This window comes from Pseudomonas sp. GW456-12-10-14-LB2 (genome assembly GCF_002884345.1).
GTDB lineage: Bacteria > Pseudomonadota > Gammaproteobacteria > Pseudomonadales > Pseudomonadaceae > Aquipseudomonas > Aquipseudomonas paraglycinae.
Genome location: NZ_POHV01000008.1, coordinates 1 through 20,315, shown reverse-complemented (window position 1 = coordinate 20,315; position 20,315 = coordinate 1). Strand labels below are relative to the sequence as shown.

Here is a 20,315-nt window from a genome sequence, read left to right as displayed (position 1 = left end):
GCAGCCTTCGCAGGCTGCACGGTTTCAGCCCTTCAATTCCTTCAAGTGCTTGTACACCGTCGCCCGCCCCATGTTCAGTACATTGGCTACATAGTTCGAGGCGCTCTTGCCCTTGAACGCTCCCTCGGCGTGCAGCGCCAGCACCAGTTCGCGTTTGTGATCGCGGGTCAGCAAATTCAGGCTCAGTTGCCGCTCGCGTAGCCAGGCGTGCAGGAAAGTGTTGATGCGCTCCTGCCAGTCATCGCGAAACAGCGAGTCCGGTTGCGGGATCAGTTTGCTCGGCGAGAGGAACAGGTCCAGCGCAGCCTTGGCATTTTCGAACAGCGAAATATTCAGATTGATGCACAGCACCGCCAGCGGATGACCTTCGCTGTCGCGCAGCACGGTGCTCAGGCTGCGAATCTTCTGGCCGTCCCAGTTGAGCTTTTCGTACGGACCGATGTTCCGTTCGCTGACGTCGTCGCTGAGCATGTCTTCCAGCGACGATTCATCGCCGATCACCCGTTTCGACAGGTTGTTGGCGATGTAGTCGACCTTCTGCGTGCGCAGGTCGTGCAGCACCACTTCGGCGTGGGGAAAGAACAGCGTGGCAATGGCGTCGGCGATGGCGTGGTAGTTGTCCAGCGCGGCGTCATGCAGCTCGGGCGTGTGTTCGGGGGCGGTCATAACTGTGGAGCTCCAGGCAACGTCAACGCCCCCGTGATCCGGGGGCGTTGCGAGTGTGCCGCAATCCGTCGGGCGCGTCATCCGGGCGGACGGTCAGGCCAGGCGGGCAGGGGCGAGCATGGCGGCGGTCAGGCCGAATTGCTTGAGATGGTCGGGCAACGATTCGTCACGTACCAGTGCCGCGCTGGCCATGCCCATCGCCGGCGAAGTCTGGATGCCGTAGCCACCCTGGGCCGCGACCCAGAACAGCCCCGGCACCTGAGGATCGAAGCCGGACAGCAAATCGCCATCGGTGACGAAACTGCGCAGGCCGGCCCAGGTGCGGGTCGGGCGGCGGATGGTCAGGGTCGTCGCTTCCTCGATCTGGTAAATGCCCATGGCGATGTCCAGTTCTTCCGGCTGCACGTCGTGGGGCTCCACCGGGTCGGCGTTGGCCGGGGAGCCGAGGAACATCCCGGCGTCGGGCTTCATGTAGAAGGATTCGTCGAGGCTGACCAGCATCGGCCAGTGATGAATGTCCACGCCTTCCGGGCCGGCGAAGATGAACGCCGCGCGGCGTTTCGGTTGCAGGCCCAGCGGCTTGGCGCCGGCGAGGGCACCGATCTTGTCGGCCCAGGCGCCTGCTGCGTTGATCACGATGGGCGCGCTGAAGGTCTGGCCGTTGGTCTGCACATGCCAGATGCCGTCGGCGTCCCGGCTCAGTCCGAGCACTTCGCAATCGGTCTGCACCTGGCCGTTGTTGCGACGGATGCCGCGCAGATAACCCTGATGCAGGGCGTCGGTGTCGATGTCGCTGGCGGTCGGGTCGTAGATCGCGCCATGGACTTTTTCCCGGCGCAGGATCGGCAGCCGCGCGCAGGCTTCATCCGCGCTGAGCAACTGCATCTCCGGCACCGTGGCTTTGGCGCTGAGGTATTGATTGTTCAGCTCGGCGACGTCACCGGTGAAGTCCACGGTCATTTCCCCGCGCGGGGTCAGCAGCGGGTGCTCGCAGAAGCCGCTGGGCGGATGGTCGAAGAATTCGCGGCTGGCCAGGGTCAGCGCCCGGACCTGCGCAGTGCCATAAGCGGCGGTGAAGAGCGCAGCCGAACGCCCGGTGGAGTGATAGGCCGGGTGCGACTCGCGCTCCAGCACCACGACCTTGCCGTGCTGCGACAGCCAGAAACCGGTGGACGCGCCGGCAATCCCGCCGCCGATGATGATGAAATCTGCATGACTCATGAAAATCTCCGGTGTCAGCGCTGCAATTGATAGACGGCGTTGGCCAGGGCGATGTCTTCGAGGCCCAGACCGATGGAGCGGAAAAACACGTGACGGTTGTAATCGGGACGCTGCACTTTTTCGCTGAGCAGATCCGCCAGGTCACCGAGGATCGCGTTGTTGTCCCAGCCATGTTGTTCGCGGGCGATCAGCATCTCGCCGGCCGAGCCCGGGGTGGTCAGACGATAGTCGCAGAACACCTGCATGTCGTTGAGGCTTTGCGGCGGCACTTCGTGGGCGCGCGGTGCGTTGGTGCTGATCGAGGTGATCAGCGCCGGTTTGCTCAAGGTTGCCGGGTCGATCACGGGGCCTGCGGACGAGGTGCAGAGCATGATCACGTCGGCTTCGGCGATGGCGGTTTCGCGGCTGTCGGCGATGTTCACCCGTGGATCGAGGGCTTGCAGTTGGCGGGCGGTGGCCGGGTCTTCGCTCAAGGTCGGCGAGTACACACTGATGCTCTGCCAGTCGCGCAACGCTTTGACGTAATGCAGGTGCGCCTGGGCGACCTTGCCACTACCAATGATTGCCAGGCGCGCGGCCTTTAACGGGGCGAGGGCATCGACCGCCACGGCGGTGGTCGCAGCTGTGCGGGCAGTCGTCAGTTCGCCGGCATCGCAGAGCAGCAGCGGTTGACCGGTCTGCATCGACATTAGCAGTGTCCACGCGGTCACCAGCGGGCCTTGTTCGCGAACGATGTAAGGCGAAGTCTTGACCCCGTACACGCCGTCTTCCGCCAGCACGCCCAGATAGTTGATGAAGTCCCCGGCACCCTGAGGGAATTCCACCAGTTGCTGCGCCGGTTGCACCGCATGCCCGGCCGCCAGATCGCGGAACAGCTTGCGCAGGATCTGCGGCACATCGATCCGGGCCAACAGCTCGCGGGCCTGGGTTTGGTCGATCACGTAAGGCGTACTGGACATGTCAGACTCCGGAGACTGTTTCTAAACTAATTTGTCCATTATGGACTTTTAGTTTTGTTGAACAATATCCGGGTGAAAAAAAAGCGCAGTCCGTTGCCGGCTGCGCTTCTCTTTATGGCGTCGCTTACTGTGGACGCTTGCGCTCAACCGCCCGCAACAGATGGGTCGGCGGCGTTTCACAGCTGATCTTGCGACCGAGTTTTTCTTCGATGGACGGCAACTGATAGGAGTCGTCTTCACCGGCAAAGCTGATCGACACACCGTCGGCGCCAGCACGACCGGTACGACCGATGCGGTGCACGTAGTCGTCCGGGACTTCCGGCAGGGTGAAGTTGATCACGTGGCTGATGCCGTCGATGTGGATACCGCGACCGGCCACGTCGGTGGCGACCAGTACCCGGATCTTGCCTTCGCGGAAGCCTTCGAGCGTCTTGATCCGCTTGTGCTGCGGCACGTCGCCGGACAGCTGCGCGGCGTTGATGCCGTCACGCACCAGGCGTTCCTCGATACGGCGCACTTCGTCCTTGCGGTTGGCGAACACGATCACCCGCTCCCAACCGTTGTCGTTGACCAGGTTGAAGAGCAGTTTGTATTTGTCGGCACCGGCCACCGCGTAGATGTGCTGTTCGACGTTTTCGTTGGCCACGTTGGTGACCTCGATTTCGACAATCGCAGGATCGGTGGTCCACTGCTTGGCGAGGTTCATCACGTCATCGGTGAAGGTCGCGGAGAACAGCAGGGTCTGACGTTCGCTTTTCGGCGGGGTCTGGCGAATGATCTGACGAACCTGCGGGATGAAGCCCATGTCGAGCATGCGGTCGGCTTCGTCGAGCACCATCACTTCGACCATGTCCAGATGTACGTCACCGCGCTGGTTGAAGTCGAGCAGGCGGCCCGGGGTCGCGACGAGGATGTCGCAATGGCGCGCTTCGAGGTGCTTGAGCTGCTTGTCGAAATCCATGCCGCCGACGAACGTCATGACGTTGAGGCCGGTGTACTTGGTCAGGTCGGCGGCGTCCTTGGCGATCTGCACCACCAGCTCGCGGGTCGGCGCGATGATCAGCGCCCGTGGCTCGCCCATGTAGCGCTCTTTCGGCGGCGGGGTCTGCAACAGCTGGGTGATGATCGAGATCAGGAACGCGGCGGTCTTGCCGGTGCCGGTCTGGGCGCGGCCGATGGCGTCTTTGCCGGCGAGGGTGTAACCCAGCACCTGAGCCTGGATCGGCGTGCAATACGGGAAACCCAGGTCGTGGATGGCGTGCATCAGTTCCGGGGCGAGCTTGAAATCGTGGAAGCGGGTCTTGCCTTCCTGTGGCTCGACGACGAAGTCTTCGAGTTTCCAGGGAATCACCGGCGCCTTGGGCTTGGGTTCGCGACGTGGTCTGGCCGGTTTTGGTGCTTCGCTGCGGGCCGGCTCGGTGGCGGGCGCGGCAGCTGGAGCGGGTTTCGGTTCGCGTTTGGGCGTCGTGGCGGGCGTCTGGCGGTCGGCCTGGCTGGCATCGCTGCGATGACCGGGGGCGTGCGACGGCGCAGTGGGGACTGGCGCGAGCTGCTCAGCCTCGCTTTTACCGAACATTTTCTTGAGTGCTTTGAGCACGGTCATCTCATCAATTGGTTAAGGAATGTACGCCGGCCAGTGTAATGCAAGAAACGGGCGCGGCGTAGTGGGATGATCAAAGGGCGACCCCTGTCGCAATTGTCAGCGCAGGCGTTCGCTCAACCATGTGCCGATGTCGCGAATTTCTTCGGGTAACACTTCGTGCTCCATTGGGTATTCCTGCCATGTCACGGTGACACCATGGGCCTTGAGATACTCATAAGCCGTGCGTCCCATCGAGTTCTGCACCACGTTGTCGAACTGGCCGTGCAGCGACAGCACCGGAATCCGCTGCTGGCTGGCGGACAACTCCAGTTCATCGCTGAACGTCGGCGCGTATGTCGATAATGCCAGCACCCCGCCCAACGGCCCCTGCCATTTCAGAAACGCGGTGTGATAGACCACGGCGCCACCCTGGGAGAACCCGGCGAGGAAAATCCGCGAGGCGTCTATTCCGCTGCTTCGCTGTTCTTCGATCAATTCGATGATGCGGTCGGCGGACGCTTCCAGCTCATCGCGGTCGATTGCCCGGGCCGGGCTCATGGCTTTGATGTCGTACCAGCTCGGCATGGCATATCCGCCATTTATTGTCACCGGACGGGTCGGCGCCTGGGGCAGGACGAAACGCGTGCTCAGCAGGCTTTCCTGAAGCGCTTCGGCCACCGGCAGAAAGTCGTAGCGGTCGGCGCCGAGGCCGTGCAGCCAGATCACGCAGGCGTCTGCGGGCTTAACGGGCTGAAGAATCAAGGGCTCGGTCATGGCTGCTCCAATTGTGTGCGGGCGCTCTCATTGAGTGCGTGATTTGCGTGCGCGCCCGGTTGATCCGTTAAGAAGATGTCGCAAGGCTGCAAGTTTTGCTATTGACCTGTCACTCAATCGCTTCAGCAGCCGGTGTGGTACGGGCTTTGCTATGAGGTAGTCGTGCAATCGATCTCGCGCCTGGCGGTAACACTATCAGTGAACGCCTGGCGACGGGATAGCAAAGAATCCGGTGATGGATGTTCGCCAATGGCCGCAACGGGCTTAGCGAACGTGAAAGGGCTACCGCCCGTTCGGCCGACTGGTGAGAAGTGAGTTGTCCATGATGTGGATTTTCTCCTACTAGACTCATAGCGAAGGTCCTGCGTCGGTTGACCCCAAAAAAAGCCAACACGGGTCAACAACGCCTCAAAAGGGTGCGACTGGACTCAAGCTCCGACACAACAAGAGCAAAACTGGAGGTTTGAATGAAGATGTTGAAATCCACTCTGGCGATCGTGACTGCTGCTGCAGTACTGGGTGTCAGCGGGTTCGCTCAGGCGGGTGCAACCCTGGATGCAGTGAAGAAGAAAGGATTCGTGCAGTGCGGCGTCAGTGATGGCTTGCCAGGCTTCTCGGTTCCGGATTCCACCGGCAAGATCGTGGGTATCGATGCTGACGTCTGCCGCGCTGTGGCGGCTGCCGTGTTCGGCGACGCGACCAAGGTCAAGTTCAGTCAGTTGAACGCCAAGGAGCGTTTCACCGCGCTGCAGTCGGGCGAGATCGACATCCTGTCGCGCAACACCACCATGACCAGCTCCCGTGACGCGGGCATGGGGCTGAAATTCCCGGGCTTCATTACCTACTATGACGGCATCGGCTTCCTGGTAAACAACAAGCTGGGCGTGAAAAGTGCCAAAGAGCTGGACGGTGCAACCATCTGCATCCAGGCCGGTACCACCACCGAGCTGAACGTTTCCGACTACTTCCGCGGCAACGGTCTGAAATACACCCCGATCACTTTCGACACCTCCGATGAAAGCGCCAAGTCGCTGGAATCCGGTCGTTGCGACGTGCTGACCTCCGACAAGTCCCAGCTGTTCGCCCAGCGCAGCAAGCTGGCTTCGCCGAAGGACTACGTGGTTCTGCCGGAAACCATTTCCAAGGAACCACTGGGCCCGGTCGTGCGTAACGGCGACGACGAGTGGCTGGCCATCGTGCGTTGGGTTGGCTACGCGCTGCTGAACACCGAAGAAGCGGGCATCTCTTCGAAGAACGTCGAAGCGGAAGCCAAAGCCACCAAGAACCCGGATGTCGCTCGTATGCTCGGCGCAGACGGCGAATACGGCAAAGACCTGAAACTGCCGAAGGACTGGGTCGTACAGATCGTCAAGCAAGTCGGCAACTACGGCGAAATCTTCGAGAAAAACCTCGGCAAGAGCACTCCGCTGGAAATCGACCGCGGCCTGAACGCGCTGTGGAACAACGGCGGCATTCAATACGCACCACCAGTGCGCTGATGGTTCTGTCACCCGGCAGGCCAACTGCCGGGTGACGTTCTGTTCCATTATTTCCGGGGCACTTCATGCAAAATTCAATCGGCGCACCAAAGCAGAGGCTCAGCCTCAGCGATCCACGAGTGCGTGCGTGGGTATTTCAGATCATCACCATCGTGGCGGTGGTCTCCCTGGGCTGGTATCTGTTCGATAACACCCAGACCAACCTGCAACACCGGGGTATCACTTCGGGGTTCGACTTTCTGGAGCGCAGTGCCGGGTTCGGCATCGCTCAACACCTGATCTCCTACACCGAAGCGGACAGTTATGCCCGGGTGTTTGTCATCGGCCTGCTCAACACGCTGCTGGTGACTTTCATTGGTGTGATCCTGGCCACGATCCTCGGCTTCATCGTCGGCGTCGCGCGCCTGTCGAAGAACTGGATCATTTCCAAACTGGCAACGGTGTACGTGGAGGTTTTCCGTAACATCCCGCCACTGCTGCAGATCCTGTTCTGGTACTTCGCGGTGTTCCTGACCATGCCGGGGCCGCGCAACAGCCACAACTTCGGCGATACCTTCTTCGTCAGCAGCCGTGGCCTGAACATGCCGGCCGCGCAAATGGCCGACGGCTTCTGGGCGTTCGTGGTCAGCATCGTGGTGGCCATCGTCGCCATCGTGCTGATGAGCCGCTGGGCCAACAAGCGCTTTGAAGCCACCGGCGAGCCGTTCCACAAGTTCTGGGCCGGCCTGGCGCTGTTCCTGGTGATCCCGGCGCTGTGCGCGCTGATCTTCGGTGCCCCCGTGCACTGGGAAATGCCGAAGCTGCAAGGCTTCAACTTCGTCGGTGGCTGGGTGCTGATTCCGGAACTGCTGGCCTTGACCCTGGCGTTGACGGTGTACACCGCAGCGTTCATCGCCGAGATCGTGCGTTCGGGCATCAAGTCGGTCAGCCATGGCCAGACCGAGGCGGCGCATTCGCTCGGCCTGCGCAACGGCCCGACCCTGCGCAAGGTGATCATTCCGCAAGCGCTGCGGGTCATCATCCCGCCGCTGACCAGCCAATACCTGAACCTGGCGAAGAACTCCTCGCTGGCGGCCGGTATCGGTTATCCGGAAATGGTTTCGCTGTTCGCCGGCACCGTGCTGAACCAGACCGGTCAGGCGATCGAAGTCATTGCCATCACCATGAGCGTGTACCTGGCGATCAGTATCAGCATTTCCCTGCTGATGAACTGGTACAACAAGCGCATCGCGCTGATCGAGCGGTAAGGAATAGCGCATGAGTACTCATACTTTCAAACCCGACATGCCACCGCCGGCCAAGGTCTTCGGCCCGATGGCGTGGATCCGCGCGAACATGTTCTCCAGCTGGCTCAACACCCTGCTGACCCTGTTCGCGTTCTACCTGATCTACCTGGTGATTCCGCCGATCCTCAGCTGGGCGATCATCGATGCCAACTGGGTCGGCACCACCCGCGCCGACTGCACCAAGGACGGCGCCTGCTGGGTCTTCATCCAGCAGCGTTTCGGCCAGTTCATGTACGGCTACTACCCGCCGGAACTGCGCTGGCGCGTGGACCTGACCGTGTGGCTGGCGGTCATCGGCGTGGCACCACTGTTCATCAAGCGCGTGGCGCACAAGGCGGTATACGGCCTGAGCTTCCTGGTGGTCTACCCGATCGTTGCCTGGTGTCTGCTGCATGGCGGCGTCTTCGGCCTCGACACCGTGGCGACCAGCCAGTGGGGCGGTCTGATGCTGACCCTGGTGATCGCGACTGTCGGCATCGCCGGTGCGTTGCCGCTGGGGATTGTCCTGGCGCTGGGCCGGCGCTCGAACATGCCGGCGATCCGAGTGGTCTGCGTGACCTTCATCGAGTTCTGGCGCGGCGTGCCGTTGATCACGGTGCTGTTCATGTCCTCGGTGATGCTGCCGCTGTTCCTGCCCGAAGGCATGAACTTCGACAAGCTGCTGCGGGCGCTGATCGGCGTGATCCTGTTCCAGTCGGCGTACGTCGCCGAGGTGGTGCGCGGCGGTCTGCAAGCGATCCCCAAAGGTCAGTACGAAGCCGCGGCCGCGATGGGCCTCGGTTACTGGCGCGCCATGGGCCTGGTGATTCTGCCGCAAGCCCTGAAGCTGGTGATTCCCGGCATCGTCAACACCTTCATCGCGCTGTTCAAGGACACCAGCCTGGTGATCATCATCGGCCTCTTTGACCTGCTCAACAGCGTCAAGCAAGCCGCTGCCGATCCGAAATGGCTGGGCATGGCCACCGAAGGCTACGTGTTCGCCGCCCTGGTGTTCTGGATTTTCTGTTTTGGCATGTCGCGCTATTCCATGCACCTGGAACGCAAGCTCGACACTGGCCACAAGCGTTAGGAGTTTTTTCGATGAGCGAAGCAATCAAAAAGCCAGTGGGCCCTGAAGGCATCATTCAGATGCAGGGCGTGAACAAGTGGTACGGCCAGTTCCACGTGCTGAAAGACATCAACCTCAACGTGCGTCAGGGCGAGCGTATCGTGCTGTGCGGCCCGTCGGGTTCCGGCAAGTCCACCACCATCCGCTGCCTCAACCGTCTGGAAGAGCACCAGCAGGGCCGCATCGTGGTCGATGGCGTGGAACTGACCAACGACCTCAAGCAGATCGAAGCGATTCGCCGTGAAGTCGGCATGGTATTTCAGCACTTCAACCTGTTTCCGCACCTGACCATCCTGCAGAACTGCACCCTGGCGCCGATGTGGGTGCGCAAGATGCCCAAGCGCAAGGCCGAGGAAATCGCCATGCATTACCTGGAACGCGTACGCATTCCGGAACAGGCGCACAAGTACCCGGGGCAACTGTCCGGCGGTCAGCAACAGCGTGTGGCGATCGCCCGCGCGCTGTGCATGAAACCGAAAATCATGCTGTTCGACGAACCGACCTCGGCACTCGACCCGGAGATGGTGAAAGAGGTACTCGACACCATGATCGGCCTGGCCGAAGACGGCATGACCATGCTCTGCGTGACCCACGAAATGGGCTTCGCCCGCACCGTGGCCAACCGCGTGATCTTCATGGACAAGGGCGAAATCGTTGAACAGGCGGCACCGAACGACTTCTTCGACAATCCACAGAATGATCGGACGAAGCTGTTCCTGAGTCAGATCCTGCATTGATCCTGATCGGGCGTTGAAATAAACCCGGACTGAGTTCCGGGTTTATTTTTGCCCGGATTTTGTCGGTTGCCCCGGCTGAACAATCTGACTACCCTGTCAGCAAATTCATCCCATGATTGGATGACAGGGCGAATTTCATGTCAGAAAACTCATTATTGATAAAACGATCCCTAGTCGATCAGGCCCTGGATCAATTGCGACAACGCATCACCGATGGCACGTGGCAGGTCGGTCAGCGTTTGCCGACCGAGCCCGAGCTGTGCGCCGAGCTCGGCATCAGCCGCAACACCGTGCGCGAGGCGATGCGGGTGTTGGCGTTTTCCGGGTTGATCGAGATCCGTCAAGGTGACGGCAGTTACCTGCGGGCGGTGGTCGATCCGATGGACACGCTCAAAGCGCTGTCCAAATGCTCGCTGGACCAGGCCCGGGAAACCCGGCACATCCTTGAAGTCGAGGCCATCGGCCTGGCGGCCTTGCGCCGGACCGATGAAGACCTCGTCGCGTTGCGCGAGGCGCTGGGTGTCGCCGGCAGCCACTACCACGGCGACCTCGACAGTTACATCCGCTGCGATCTGGTCTTCCACCGCCGTCTGGTGGATGCCGCGCACAACCCGACCCTCAGCGAGCTGTATCGCTATTTTTCCAGCATCGTTGGCGCGCAATTGCGCCAGACCCTGAACATCGTCCCCCGTCGACAGGAAGTCTTCGATTTGCACGTCGCCTTGCTGGAGGCCGTCGAGCAACGCGACCCGGAGCGAGCAAAAGCCCTGTCGAGGCAACTGATCAATGAACCTTGAAACCGAGAAAACCATGTCCCGCCCAGAAGTCTCCACAGCACCCGTTCGCAAGGCCGAGCTCGAAGAGTTGTTGATCGATGCCGAAGCCGATGACGAACAGGTGCAGCAAAGCCATCCGCCGGTACGGCGCCCGTGGCTGTTGCTGCTGGGGCTGATTCTGGTGGCGTTGAACCTTCGTCCGGCGCTGTCGAGCATGGCGCCGTTGCTCAGTGAGGTGTCGAAAAGCCTCGGTTTGTCCGCCGCTCAAGCGGGTTTATTGACGACGTTGCCGGTGCTTTGCCTCGGTCTGTTCGCTCCGCTGGCCCCGATACTTGCGCGGCGTTTCGGTGCCGAGCGGGTGGTCTTGGGAATTCTTCTGACACTGGCCGGCGGCATCATCCTGCGCAGCAATTTCGGTGAAATCGGTCTGTTCGCCGGCAGCGTGCTGGGCGGCGCGAGCATCGGCATCATCGGCGTGTTGCTGCCGGGCATCGTCAAGCGTGACTTCGCCAAGCATGCCGGCACCATGACCGGTGTCTACACCATGGCTCTGTGTCTGGGCGCGGCGATGGCGGCGGGCTCCAGCGTGCCGCTGAGCGAGCACTTCGACCACAGCTGGGCCATGGGCCTGGGTTTCTGGGTGATTCCGGCGCTGGTGGCGGCAGTGTTCTGGCTGCCGCAAATCGGCCAGAAGCACGGCGCGCACAATGTCGCGTATCGAGTGCGTGGTCTGTTGCGTGATCCGCTGGCCTGGCAGGTGACCTTGTACATGGGCCTGCAATCGTCGCTGGCCTACATCGTGTTCGGCTGGTTGCCGTCGATCCTTATCGGTCGCGGGCTGACGCCGACCCAGGCCGGCCTGGTGCTGTCCGGTTCGGTGATCATCCAGCTCGCCAGCTCCCTGGCGGCCCCGTGGCTGGCCACGCGCGGCAAGGATCAGCGGCTGGCGATCGTGGTGGTGATGGCGCTGACCCTAGGCGGCCTTTTCGGTTGCCTCTACGCGCCGATCGAAGGCCTGTGGGGCTGGGCGATCCTGCTGGGCCTGGGGCAGGGCGGTACGTTCAGCCTGGCGCTGACCCTGATCGTGCTGCGCTCGCGGGATTCTCACGTGGCGGCGAACCTGTCGAGCATGTCCCAGGGCTTCGGCTACACCCTCGCGTCCATGGGGCCGTTCGCGGTCGGCGTGGTGCACGACTGGACCGGCGGCTGGAACGCCGTCGGCTGGATCTTCGGCATCATCGGTGCGGGAGCGATCCTCGCCGGCCTCGGTGCCGGACGTGCGCTGTACGTGCAGGTGGTCAGCGAAAAGGTCTGATGCGCACACACTGTCGGTATTCGAAATGCGAATGCCGATAGTGTTTCAGGCGTTTGCGGATTATCGTGCTGGCAATCTGTACATTTCCTGGAGATTGCCCATGAGTGAAGAAGCCCACAGCGCCCTGATCACCCGTTTCTACCAGGCTTTCCAGCGCCTCGATGCCGAGGCCATGGCCGCCTGCTACACCGAAGACGTGGTGTTCAGCGATCCGGCCTTCGGCGAGCTGCGCGGCCGCGATGCCGGCGACATGTGGCGCATGCTCACCACCCGGGCCAAGGACTTCTCCCTGACCTTCGACAACGTCCGCGCCGACGAGCGCAGCGGCGGCGCCCACTGGGTGGCGACCTACCTGTTCAGCCAGACCGGCAACATCGTGATCAACGACATTCAGGCACGCTTCGTCTTCCGTGACGGCAAGATCTGCGAACACCATGACCACTTCGATTTGTGGCGCTGGTCGCGTCAGGCACTGGGCTTCAAGGGCCTGCTGCTGGGCTGGACGCCGCTGGTACGCAACGCCGTCCGCGCCCAGGCGCTGAAAGGGTTGAAGGCATTTCAGGCGAGTCGCTGATAAGATCGCGGCCTGTTTTCCTTACGCCTGAATTGCCCTGTGACCAGCCTCAGCGAAAATCCCCTCGATGCCGATGTTCCAGTGAGCAAGCCCTGGTTCGTCTACCTCGTACGCGCCGCCAACGGTTCGCTGTACTGCGGGATCAGCGATGATCCCGTGCGCCGTTTCGCCAAGCACCAGAGCGGCAAGGGCGCACGGTTCTTTCTCTCAAGCCCGGCGATGGCGCTGGTCTACACCGAGCGTTGTCGCGACAAGGGTGATGCGTTGCGCCAGGAGCGGTTGATCAAGAAGCTCAGGAAGAGTGCGAAGGAGTGTCTGGTGGCGTCTTATCGGCCGGACTGAATAAGCCCTCGAACTTTGTAGATATCCCTTCCGTAGATTCGGCACGTTGTATAAACGACAGGCAAGAAAAAAACCGCCCTTGTAGGCGGTTTTTTCTGTAAACCTCGGTTTGCGGCCGGGGGTTATTGCATCTCACTGGATACACTGGCGCAGCTGAAGACTATTCGCCTTTGCGCCCATTATCAACCTGACTGATCAGTTCCCATCAGCCGGATCCGTAGGCTGCGAACGAATTGCGCGCTAAGCTGCTGGCTCACTTTCTGTGCGGCGGAGCCGAGCATGTCCGAGTTGATTCTGCATCATTACCCGACCTCTCCATTCGCCGAAAAGGCCCGGCTGCTGTTGGGTTTCAAGGGCTTGTCCTGGCGCTCGGTGCACATCTCGCCGGTGATGCCGAAACCGGACCTGACCGCCCTGACAGGTGGCTACCGCAAGACTCCGGTGCTTCAGATCGGCGCCGACATCTATTGCGACACCGCGCTGATCGCCCGCCGCCTCGAGCAGGAGAAGGCTCAGCCTTCGTTCTTCCCGGAAGGTCAGGAAATGATTGCCGCCAGTTTTGCCGCCTGGGCCGATTCGGTGGTGTTCCAGCACGCGGTGAGCCTGGTGTTCCAGCCGGAATCGGTGGCAGTGCGTTTCGGCAAATTGCCGCCGGAAGCGATCAAGGCGTTCCTTGCCGATCGGGCCGGACTGTTCAGTGGTGGCAGCGCAACCAAGCTTTCAGCGGAGCAGGCCAAGCACAATTGGCCGACACTCATGGCGCGTCTGGAGCAACAGTTGCAGCGCGAAGACGGTGACTTCCTGTTCGGCGAGCCGTCGATTGCCGACTTCGCCATGGCCCATCCGCTGTGGTTCCTCAAGGCCACGCACGTGACGGCGCCCTTGGTGGATGCTTATCCGGCGGTCTCGGCTTGGCTGGGGCGTGTGCTCGGTTTTGGCCATGGCGCGGCCAGCGAGATGAGCTCGGAGGAGGCACTGGAGATCGCGCGCAGCTCGACGCCGGCGGCGTTGCCGGGCGAAGAGTTCACTGATCCGAACGGGTTCGTGGCAGGTCAGCAGGTGCTGGTCGCAGCGACAGACTACGGTGTAGATCCGGTGGCCGGTGAGCTGGTGTTTGCCGGTCGCGAGGAGCTAATCCTGCGCCGTGAAGACGAGCGAGGCGGGTTGGTGCATGTGCACTTCCCGCGTTTCGGTTTCCGGATCGAGAAACGCTGAAACAACTGAGGGAGCCGATTGGCTCCCTCGTTCATTTCAGTGCAGCGAGAATCTCGTCCGGATCAAACCCGCGAATCAACGTGCCATTGACGTCGATCAGCGGAATCCCGCGTCCGCCCAGCGCTTCGTACGCCTTGCGTGCCTCGGCATCCTTCTCGATATCGAATTCCTTGAACGGAATGCCTTTCTGATCGAGAAAGCGCTTGGTCTGCTTGCAGTAGCCGCACCAGTTCGTGGCGTACAGCACGACATGGGCGTTGGCGCGGACTTGCTCGGACGCCATCTGCGACGGGTTGAAGACCCGCTCGATCTTGCCCCAGTTCTGATAGACCACGACCACCAGCAGAACCAGCAGAACCTTTTTCAGCATATTGCCGAGCATCAGTTGCGACGCTTCAACTGATCGGTGAGCGAGGTCGGCAGGCCTTTGATGACCAGCGTCCCGGCCTCTTCGTCGTATTCGATCTTCGAGCCCAGCAGGTGGGCTTCGAAGCTGATCGACAGGCCTTCGGCGCGACCGGTGAAGCGGCGGAACTGGTTGAGCGTGCGTTTATCCGCCGGAATCTCCGGCGACAGGCCGTAATCCTTGTTGCGGATGTGATCGTAGAAGGCTTTCGGGCGCTCTTCGTCGATCAGCTCCGAGAGTTCTTCCAGGCCCATGGGTTCGCCAAGCTTGGCCTGGCTGCTGGCGTAGTCGACCAGGGTCTTGGTCTTCTCGCGGGCGGAATCTTCCGGCAGGTCTTCGCTCTCGACGAAGTCGCTGAAGGCCTTGAGCAGGGTGCGGGTTTCGCCCGGGCCATCGACGCCTTCCTGGCAGCCGATGAAGTCGCGGAAGTACTCCGAAACCTTCTTGCCGTTCTTGCCCTTGATGAACGAGATGTACTGCTTGGACTGCTTGTTGTTCTGCCACTCTGAAACGTTGATCCGCGCCGCCAGGTGCAGTTGACCGAGGTCGAGGTGGCGCGACGGGGTCACGTCCAGTTGATCGGTCACCGCCACGCCTTCGCTGTGGTGCAGCAGGGCGATGGCCAGGTAATCGGTCATGCCTTGCTGATAGTGGGCGAACAACACATGGCCGCCGACCGACAGGTTCGACTCTTCCATCAGCTTTTGCAGGTGTTCGACCGCGACTTTGCTGAACGCGGTGAAGTCCTTGCCGCCTTCCATGTACTCCTTCAGCCAGCCGCTGAACGGGAACGCACCGGACTCCGGATGGAACAGGCCCCAGGCTTTGCCCTGTTTGGCGTTATAGCTCTCGTTGAGATCGGCGAGCATGTTCTCGATGGCTGCGGACTCAGCCAGTTCGGAGTCACGGGCGTGCAGGACTGCGGGTGTGCCGTCGGGTTTTTTGTCGATCAAATGGACGATGCAATGACGGATCGGCATAGGCTTCTCGGCTGGTGGAAGGGAGGAGGGCGGGCTCCCCCGAAAAAGCGCTCAGTGTACCGCAACCACTGGATTTGGCGCGGGGTGAAGGGCAAATCCGGGTCACCCGACGGCCCTTATGCATTTATTTACCGATTTAGCGCAATAAACCTGACCATTTGGCTAGCTAGAGGCGGATATTTCCTTGTCTCTGTGCTAGTTTTGCCCGGTCTTGTGCGAAGTCACCGCGACAAGCATGCATTCAGCTTTTGTCAGGTCGAACCAAACCTTGATTTCGGCATCTATAACCCCGACTCGTCGTGGTTATCGCCGAGGGTGCCAGATCCAGAAGATCGGGCTCGATGGCTGACACTGCACTCTGCAATCCATATGAATTTGATAGGGAAGGAACACTACATGGCTCTTACTAAAGACCAACTGATCGCCGACATCGCTGAAGCTATCGACGCGCCGAAAACCACCGCGCGTAACGCTCTGGACCAACTGGGCCAAATCGTTGCCGATCAGCTGGAAAACGGCGGCGAAATCACCTTGCCAGGTATCGGCAAGCTGAAAGTGACCGAGCGTCCTGCCCGCACTGGCCGTAACCCATCGACTGGCGCTGCCATCGAAATCCCTGCCAAGAAAGTGATCAAGCTGGTTGTGGCCAAAGGCCTGACCGACGCTGTGAACAAGTAAGACGCAGCGATAAAAAAACCGTGCACCGGAGCGATCCGGGCACGGTTTTTTTGTGCCTGCCGATTGTGTTTCAGCAGTGGCGGCGGCTGCTTTGCGCTCAAGCGCCGCCCCGGTTGAAACGTCTTACTTGCGAACCCAGCGTTCGCGCCGCCAGATCTGCTGTTCGGACTTGGTCTGGAAGGTCCAGGCGACGAAGCGACTCTGTTTCTGCCCCTGGGACATTTCCACCACCTGGCTTTCCAGCGCGCCGGCCTTTTTCAGTGCGGTTTCGATGGCAGGCAGGTTCGAAGCTTTCGAGACCAGGGTGCTGAACCACAACACCTTGTGCGCAAAATTCGCACTTTCGGCGATCAGTTGCGTCACGAAACGCGCTTCGCCGCCCTCACACCACAGCTCGGCCGACTGACCGCCGAAGTTCAGCACCGGCAGTTTGCGTTTCGGATCGGCCTTGCCCAGGGCTCGCCATTTACGCTCGCTGCCCTTGGTGGCTTCTTCCATCGACGCGTGGAACGGCGGGTTGCACATGGTCAGGTCAAAGCGCTCGCCGGGCTCCAGCAGGCCGATCAGGATGTGCTTGCGGTTTTCCTGCTGGCGCAGCTGGATGACCTTGTTCAAGTCGTTGGACTGGACGATGGCCCTGGCAGCAGCCACGGCGGTCGGATCGATCTCCGAGCCCAGGAAGTGCCAGCGATATTCGCTGTTACCGATCAGCGGGTACACGCAGTTGGCGCCCATGCCGATATCCAGCACGTTGACGATGGCGCCGCGCGGAACCACGCCGTCGTTGTTGCTGGCCAGCAGGTCAGCCAGGAAGTGGATGTAGTCGGCGCGGCCCGGCACCGGCGGGCACAGATAATCGGCCGGGATGTCCCAATGCTGGATGCCGTAGAACGATTTGAGCAACGCCCGGTTGAACACACGCACTGCATCGGGACTGGCGAAGTCGATGCTTTCCTTGCCGTACGGGTTGGTGATCACGAACTTCGCCAGTTCCGGCGTGGTCTTGATCAGCGCCGGGAAGTCGTAACGACCCTGATGGCGATTGCGCGGGTGCAGGCTGGCCTCTTTACGCGGCGCCACGGGCTTGGCCGGGGTGGCGGAGTCAGGCTTCTTGCGCGCAGGTTTCGGTGTGCGTGGGGCGTTCATGGGCGTGGTCGATTCGGGTAGGGCTGAAAGTGGCGGCCATTGTCCCACAGGGAGCCGTGTTGTTGGCCGGAAAAGTGCCGGGCACAAAAAAGGGAGGCCGTTGCGGGCCTCCCTTTTTCAGTGCGATTTGCCGTTACAGGCTGGCAATCCGCGCGTGCTGCTCGGCCAGCTTGGCCAAAGCCTGTTCGGCTTCGGCCAGTTTGGCGCGTTCCTTCTCGATGACTTCGGCCGGGGCCTTGTCAACGAAACCGGCATTGGACAGCTTGCCGCCAACCCGCTGGACTTCGCCCTGCAGACGCAGGATTTCCTTGTCCAGACGCGCCAGCTCGGCGTTCTTGTCGATCAGACCGGCCATCGGCACCAGCACTTCCATCTCGCCAACCAGCGCGGTGGCGGACAGCGGCGCTTCTTCGCCGGCGGCCAGTACGGTGATCGATTCCAGACGCGCCAGCTTCTTCAGCAGCGCTTCGTTCTCGGTCAGGCGGCGCTGGTCTTCAGCGGTGACGTTTTTCAGGTAGATCGGCAGCGGTTTGCCCGGGCCGATGTTCATTTCGCCACGGATGTTACGCGTGCCGAGCATCAGGCCCTTGAGCCATTCGATGTCGTCTTCGGCCGCCGGATCGATGCGCTCTTCGTTGGCCACCGGCCACGCTTGCAGCATGATCGTCTTGCCCTGAATGCCGGCCAGCGGCGCAATGCGCTGCCAGATTTCTTCAGTGATGAACGGCATGAACGGATGCGCCAGACGCAGCGCCACTTCCAGTACGCGAACCAGCGTGCGGCGAGTGCCGCGCTGACGCTCGACCGGCGCGTTTTCGTCCCACAGCACTGGCTTGGACAGTTCCAGGTACCAGTCGCAGTACTGGTTCCAGATGAACTCGTACAGCGCTTGCGCAGCCAGGTCGAAACGGAACTGATCCAGTTGACGGGTCACTTCGGCTTCGGTGCGTTGCAGTTGCGAGATGATCCAGCGGTCCGCCAGCGACAGCTCGCAGGCTTCGCCGTTCTGGCCGCAGTCTTCGCCCTTGTCCAGAACATAACGCGCGGCGTTCCAGATCTTGTTGCAGAAGTTGCGATAGCCTTCGACGCGGCCCATGTCGAACTTGATGTCGCGGCCGGTGGACGCCAGCGAGCAGAAGGTGAAGCGCAGGGCGTCGGTGCCGTAGCTGGCGATGCCGTCGGCGAACTCGTCGCGGGTCTGCTTCTCGATCTTCTTCGCCAGTTTCGGCTGCATCAGACCGGAAGTGCGTTTCTGCACCAGGGTTTCGAGCTCGATACCGTCGATGATGTCCAGCGGGTCCAGGACGTTGCCCTTGGACTTGGACATCTTCTGGCCCTGGCCATCACGCACCAAGCCGTGCACATAAACAGTCTTGAACGGAACCTGCGGCGTGCCGTCCTCGTTCTTGATCAGGTGCATCGTCAGCATGATCATCCGGGCAACCCAGAAGAAAATGATGTCGAAGCCGGTGACCAGCACGTCGGTGGAGTGGAATTTCTTCAGGAACTCGGTCTTTTCCGGCCAGCCCAGGGTGGAGAAGGTCCACAGGCCCGAACTGAACCAGGTGTCGAGAACGTCGTTGTCCTGTTGCAGCGCAACGTCCGGACCGAGGTTGTGCTTGGCGCGCACTTCGGCTTCGTCGCGACCGACGTAGACCTTCCCTGACTCGTCGTACCAGGCCGGAATCCGGTGGCCCCACCACAGCTGACGGCTGATGCACCAGTCCTGGATGTCGCGCATCCACGAGAAGTACATGTTTTCGTACTGCTTCGGCACGAACTGGATACGGCCGTCTTCAACGGCAGCAATCGCAGGCTCGGCCAGCGGCTTGGTGGAAACGTACCACTGGTCGGTCAGCCACGGCTCGATGACGGTGCCGGAGCGGTCGCCTTTCGGTACTTTCAGGTTGTGGTCGTCGACGCTCACCAGCAGGCCGGCGGCGTCGAATGCGGCAACGATCTGCTTGCGCGCTTCGAAACGCTCGAGACCGGCGTATTCGGCCGGAATCTTGCCGTCGATGCTGTCGTTCAGCGTGCCGTCGAGGTTGAACACTTGCGCTGCCGGCAGCACGTTGGCGTTCTTGTCGAAGATGTTCAGCAGCGGCAGGTTGTGGCGCTTGCCGACTTCGTAGTCGTTGAAATCGTGGGCCGGGGTGATTTTCACGCAGCCGGTGCCGAATTCAGGATCGCAGTAATCGTCGGCGATGATCGGGATGCGGCGGCCGACCAGCGGCAGCTCGACAAATTTGCCGATCAGGGCTTTGTAGCGCTCGTCGTTCGGGTTCACCGCGACGGCGGAGTCGCCGAGCATGGTTTCCGGACGGGTGGTCGCGACGATCAGGAAATCGTTGCCTTCAGCGGTTTTCGCGCCGTCGGCCAGCGGGTATTTCAGGTTCCACAGGAAACCTTTCTCGTCGTGGTTTTCCACTTCGAGGTCGGAAATCGCCGTGTGCAGCTTGGTGTCCCAGTTGACCAGACGCTTGCCGCGATAGATCAGACCGTCTTCGTGCAGGCGCACGAAGGCTTCTTTAACGGCTTCCGAGAGGCCGTCATCCATGGTGAAGCGCTCGCGGCTCCAGTCCACGGACGAGCCGAGGCGACGGATCTGACGGCTGATGTTGCCGCCGGACTGATCCTTCCACTCCCAGACTTTCTCGAGGAATTTTTCCCGGCCCAGATCGTGGCGGTTCTGGCCCTGGGCTTCAAGCTGACGCTCCACCAGCATCTGCGTGGCGATACCGGCGTGGTCGGTGCCCGGCTGCCACAGGGTGTTGCGACCCTGCATGCGGCGGAAACGGATCAGGGCGTCCATGATCGCGTTGTTGAAACCGTGACCCATGTGCAGGCTGCCGGTGACGTTCGGCGGCGGGATCATGATGGTGTAGGAGTCGCCCGCGCCTTGCGGGGCGAAGTAGTTCTCGGACTCCCAGGTGTTGTACCAGGAAGTTTCAATGGCGTGCGGCTGGTAGGTCTTATCCATGCGCGGCGGGACCCTATTGGCATTTATTCAGGAAAAGCCGGGAAGTATAGCGGGGCATGGGGCGCAGGGCG

19 protein-coding genes are annotated in these 20,315 nt (G+C 61.2%); 10 read left to right on the top strand and 9 right to left on the bottom strand.

Annotated features, from left to right (window positions below; all coding sequences use genetic code 11):
• Positions 1-24: 24 nt before the first annotated feature.
• From C1X29_RS07040 to C1X29_RS07020, 5 genes are all read right to left on the bottom strand, one after another.
• A complete protein-coding gene (locus C1X29_RS07040; protein ID WP_007957327.1) occupies positions 25-666 on the bottom strand; it encodes a transcriptional regulator in 642 nt (213 codons plus the stop codon).
• Positions 667-759: 93 nt separating this feature from the next.
• Complete coding sequence (locus C1X29_RS07035; protein WP_102717121.1) at positions 760-1,887, bottom strand: FAD-binding oxidoreductase; 1,128 nt, start codon at positions 1,885-1,887, stop codon at positions 760-762.
• A gap of 14 nt (positions 1,888-1,901) precedes the next feature.
• The gene (locus tag C1X29_RS07030) at positions 1,902-2,846 is read right to left on the bottom strand and encodes an ornithine cyclodeaminase family protein (RefSeq protein ID WP_085746995.1); all 945 of its coding nucleotides are present in this window, start codon (positions 2,844-2,846) and stop codon (positions 1,902-1,904) included.
• A gap of 124 nt (positions 2,847-2,970) precedes the next feature.
• Positions 2,971-4,449, bottom strand: a complete 1,479-nt coding sequence (gene rhlB, locus C1X29_RS07025) for an ATP-dependent RNA helicase RhlB (RefSeq protein WP_102717120.1) — start codon at positions 4,447-4,449, stop codon at positions 2,971-2,973.
• Positions 4,450-4,545: 96 nt separating this feature from the next.
• Complete coding sequence (locus tag C1X29_RS07020) at positions 4,546-5,202, bottom strand: alpha/beta hydrolase (RefSeq protein ID WP_085690612.1); 657 nt, start codon at positions 5,200-5,202, stop codon at positions 4,546-4,548.
• A gap of 467 nt (positions 5,203-5,669) precedes the next feature.
• On the opposite strand from C1X29_RS07020, the gene C1X29_RS07015 reads away from it, so the two are divergent.
• The 9 genes from C1X29_RS07015 to C1X29_RS06975 all read left to right on the top strand — a co-directional run bounded on the left by C1X29_RS07015 (position 5,670) and on the right by C1X29_RS06975 (position 14,054).
• A complete protein-coding gene (locus C1X29_RS07015) occupies positions 5,670-6,701 on the top strand; it encodes an amino acid ABC transporter substrate-binding protein (protein ID WP_007957332.1) in 1,032 nt (343 codons plus the stop codon).
• 65 nt (positions 6,702-6,766) lie between these two features.
• Positions 6,767-7,948, top strand: coding sequence for an amino acid ABC transporter permease (locus tag C1X29_RS07010; RefSeq protein ID WP_011332572.1), 1,182 nt, complete (start codon positions 6,767-6,769; stop codon positions 7,946-7,948).
• 10 nt (positions 7,949-7,958) lie between these two features.
• Positions 7,959-9,056 carry an amino acid ABC transporter permease gene (locus C1X29_RS07005; RefSeq protein WP_007957335.1) on the top strand — a complete coding sequence of 366 codons (1,098 nt, stop codon included), beginning with the start codon at positions 7,959-7,961 and terminating at the stop codon, positions 9,054-9,056.
• An 11-nt stretch (positions 9,057-9,067) separates the two neighbouring features.
• Positions 9,068-9,832 carry an amino acid ABC transporter ATP-binding protein gene (locus C1X29_RS07000; RefSeq protein ID WP_007957337.1) on the top strand — a complete coding sequence of 255 codons (765 nt, stop codon included), beginning with the start codon at positions 9,068-9,070 and terminating at the stop codon, positions 9,830-9,832.
• A gap of 137 nt (positions 9,833-9,969) precedes the next feature.
• Positions 9,970-10,629, top strand: a complete 660-nt coding sequence (locus tag C1X29_RS06995) for a FadR/GntR family transcriptional regulator (protein ID WP_085747000.1) — start codon at positions 9,970-9,972, stop codon at positions 10,627-10,629.
• A complete protein-coding gene (locus tag C1X29_RS06990) occupies positions 10,619-11,923 on the top strand; it encodes a CynX/NimT family MFS transporter (protein ID WP_102717119.1) in 1,305 nt (434 codons plus the stop codon). The genes C1X29_RS06995 and C1X29_RS06990 overlap by 11 nt, the downstream gene beginning before the upstream one ends.
• Positions 11,924-12,023: 100 nt before the next feature.
• Positions 12,024-12,497: a nuclear transport factor 2 family protein gene (locus C1X29_RS06985; RefSeq protein ID WP_102717118.1), complete on the top strand. Its 474-nt coding sequence runs from the start codon at positions 12,024-12,026 to the stop codon at positions 12,495-12,497.
• 39 nt (positions 12,498-12,536) lie between these two features.
• Positions 12,537-12,839 carry a GIY-YIG nuclease family protein gene (locus C1X29_RS06980; RefSeq protein WP_102717117.1) on the top strand — a complete coding sequence of 101 codons (303 nt, stop codon included), beginning with the start codon at positions 12,537-12,539 and terminating at the stop codon, positions 12,837-12,839.
• A gap of 279 nt (positions 12,840-13,118) precedes the next feature.
• Entirely contained in the window at positions 13,119-14,054 is a 936-nt protein-coding gene (locus C1X29_RS06975) for a glutathione S-transferase family protein (protein WP_102717116.1), read from the top strand.
• A gap of 31 nt (positions 14,055-14,085) precedes the next feature.
• Here the strand turns inward: C1X29_RS06975 and C1X29_RS06970 are convergent, their stop codons facing one another.
• Entirely contained in the window at positions 14,086-14,436 is a 351-nt protein-coding gene (locus tag C1X29_RS06970) for a glutaredoxin family protein (protein WP_102717115.1), read from the bottom strand.
• A complete protein-coding gene (gene yejK / locus C1X29_RS06965) occupies positions 14,436-15,440 on the bottom strand; it encodes a nucleoid-associated protein YejK (protein WP_007957356.1) in 1,005 nt (334 codons plus the stop codon). Before yejK ends, C1X29_RS06970 begins: the two co-directional genes overlap by 1 nt.
• Before the next feature lie 396 nt (positions 15,441-15,836).
• Here yejK and C1X29_RS06960 point away from each other — a divergent pair, with 396 nt between their 5' ends.
• Complete coding sequence (locus C1X29_RS06960; RefSeq protein ID WP_003221909.1) at positions 15,837-16,118, top strand: HU family DNA-binding protein; 282 nt, start codon at positions 15,837-15,839, stop codon at positions 16,116-16,118.
• Between the two features lie 123 nt (positions 16,119-16,241).
• On the opposite strand, the gene rlmF is transcribed toward C1X29_RS06960, so the two are convergent.
• Together rlmF and C1X29_RS06950 are read right to left on the bottom strand one after the other, a co-directional pair.
• Complete coding sequence (rlmF, locus tag C1X29_RS06955; RefSeq protein WP_085747006.1) at positions 16,242-17,264, bottom strand: 23S rRNA (adenine(1618)-N(6))-methyltransferase RlmF; 1,023 nt, start codon at positions 17,262-17,264, stop codon at positions 16,242-16,244.
• Between the two features lie 133 nt (positions 17,265-17,397).
• Entirely contained in the window at positions 17,398-20,244 is a 2,847-nt protein-coding gene (locus C1X29_RS06950) for a valine--tRNA ligase (RefSeq protein WP_102717114.1), read from the bottom strand.
• Positions 20,245-20,315 lie beyond the last annotated feature (71 nt).

Coding starts and splice junctions, on each gene's coding strand:
- C1X29_RS06950 (WP_102717114.1), bottom strand. CDS start 20,244: ATGGATAAGACCTACCAGCCGCACGCCATTGAAACTTCCTGGTACAAC.
- rlmF (WP_085747006.1), bottom strand. CDS start 17,264: ATGAACGCCCCACGCACACCGAAACCTGCGCGCAAGAAGCCTGACTCC.
- rhlB (WP_102717120.1), bottom strand. CDS start 4,449: ATGACCGTGCTCAAAGCACTCAAGAAAATGTTCGGTAAAAGCGAGGCT.
- C1X29_RS06960 (WP_003221909.1), top strand. CDS start 15,837: ATGGCTCTTACTAAAGACCAACTGATCGCCGACATCGCTGAAGCTATC.
- C1X29_RS07010 (WP_011332572.1), top strand. CDS start 6,767: ATGCAAAATTCAATCGGCGCACCAAAGCAGAGGCTCAGCCTCAGCGAT.
- C1X29_RS07020 (WP_085690612.1), bottom strand. CDS start 5,202: ATGACCGAGCCCTTGATTCTTCAGCCCGTTAAGCCCGCAGACGCCTGC.
- C1X29_RS07040 (WP_007957327.1), bottom strand. CDS start 666: ATGACCGCCCCCGAACACACGCCCGAGCTGCATGACGCCGCGCTGGAC.
- C1X29_RS06995 (WP_085747000.1), top strand. CDS start 9,970: ATGTCAGAAAACTCATTATTGATAAAACGATCCCTAGTCGATCAGGCC.
- C1X29_RS07000 (WP_007957337.1), top strand. CDS start 9,068: ATGAGCGAAGCAATCAAAAAGCCAGTGGGCCCTGAAGGCATCATTCAG.
- C1X29_RS07035 (WP_102717121.1), bottom strand. CDS start 1,887: ATGAGTCATGCAGATTTCATCATCATCGGCGGCGGGATTGCCGGCGCG.
- C1X29_RS07005 (WP_007957335.1), top strand. CDS start 7,959: ATGAGTACTCATACTTTCAAACCCGACATGCCACCGCCGGCCAAGGTC.
- C1X29_RS06975 (WP_102717116.1), top strand. CDS start 13,119: ATGTCCGAGTTGATTCTGCATCATTACCCGACCTCTCCATTCGCCGAA.
- C1X29_RS07015 (WP_007957332.1), top strand. CDS start 5,670: ATGAAGATGTTGAAATCCACTCTGGCGATCGTGACTGCTGCTGCAGTA.
- C1X29_RS06985 (WP_102717118.1), top strand. CDS start 12,024: ATGAGTGAAGAAGCCCACAGCGCCCTGATCACCCGTTTCTACCAGGCT.
- C1X29_RS06970 (WP_102717115.1), bottom strand. CDS start 14,436: ATGCTCGGCAATATGCTGAAAAAGGTTCTGCTGGTTCTGCTGGTGGTC.
- C1X29_RS07030 (WP_085746995.1), bottom strand. CDS start 2,846: ATGTCCAGTACGCCTTACGTGATCGACCAAACCCAGGCCCGCGAGCTG.
- C1X29_RS06990 (WP_102717119.1), top strand. CDS start 10,619: ATGAACCTTGAAACCGAGAAAACCATGTCCCGCCCAGAAGTCTCCACA.
- yejK (WP_007957356.1), bottom strand. CDS start 15,440: ATGCCGATCCGTCATTGCATCGTCCATTTGATCGACAAAAAACCCGAC.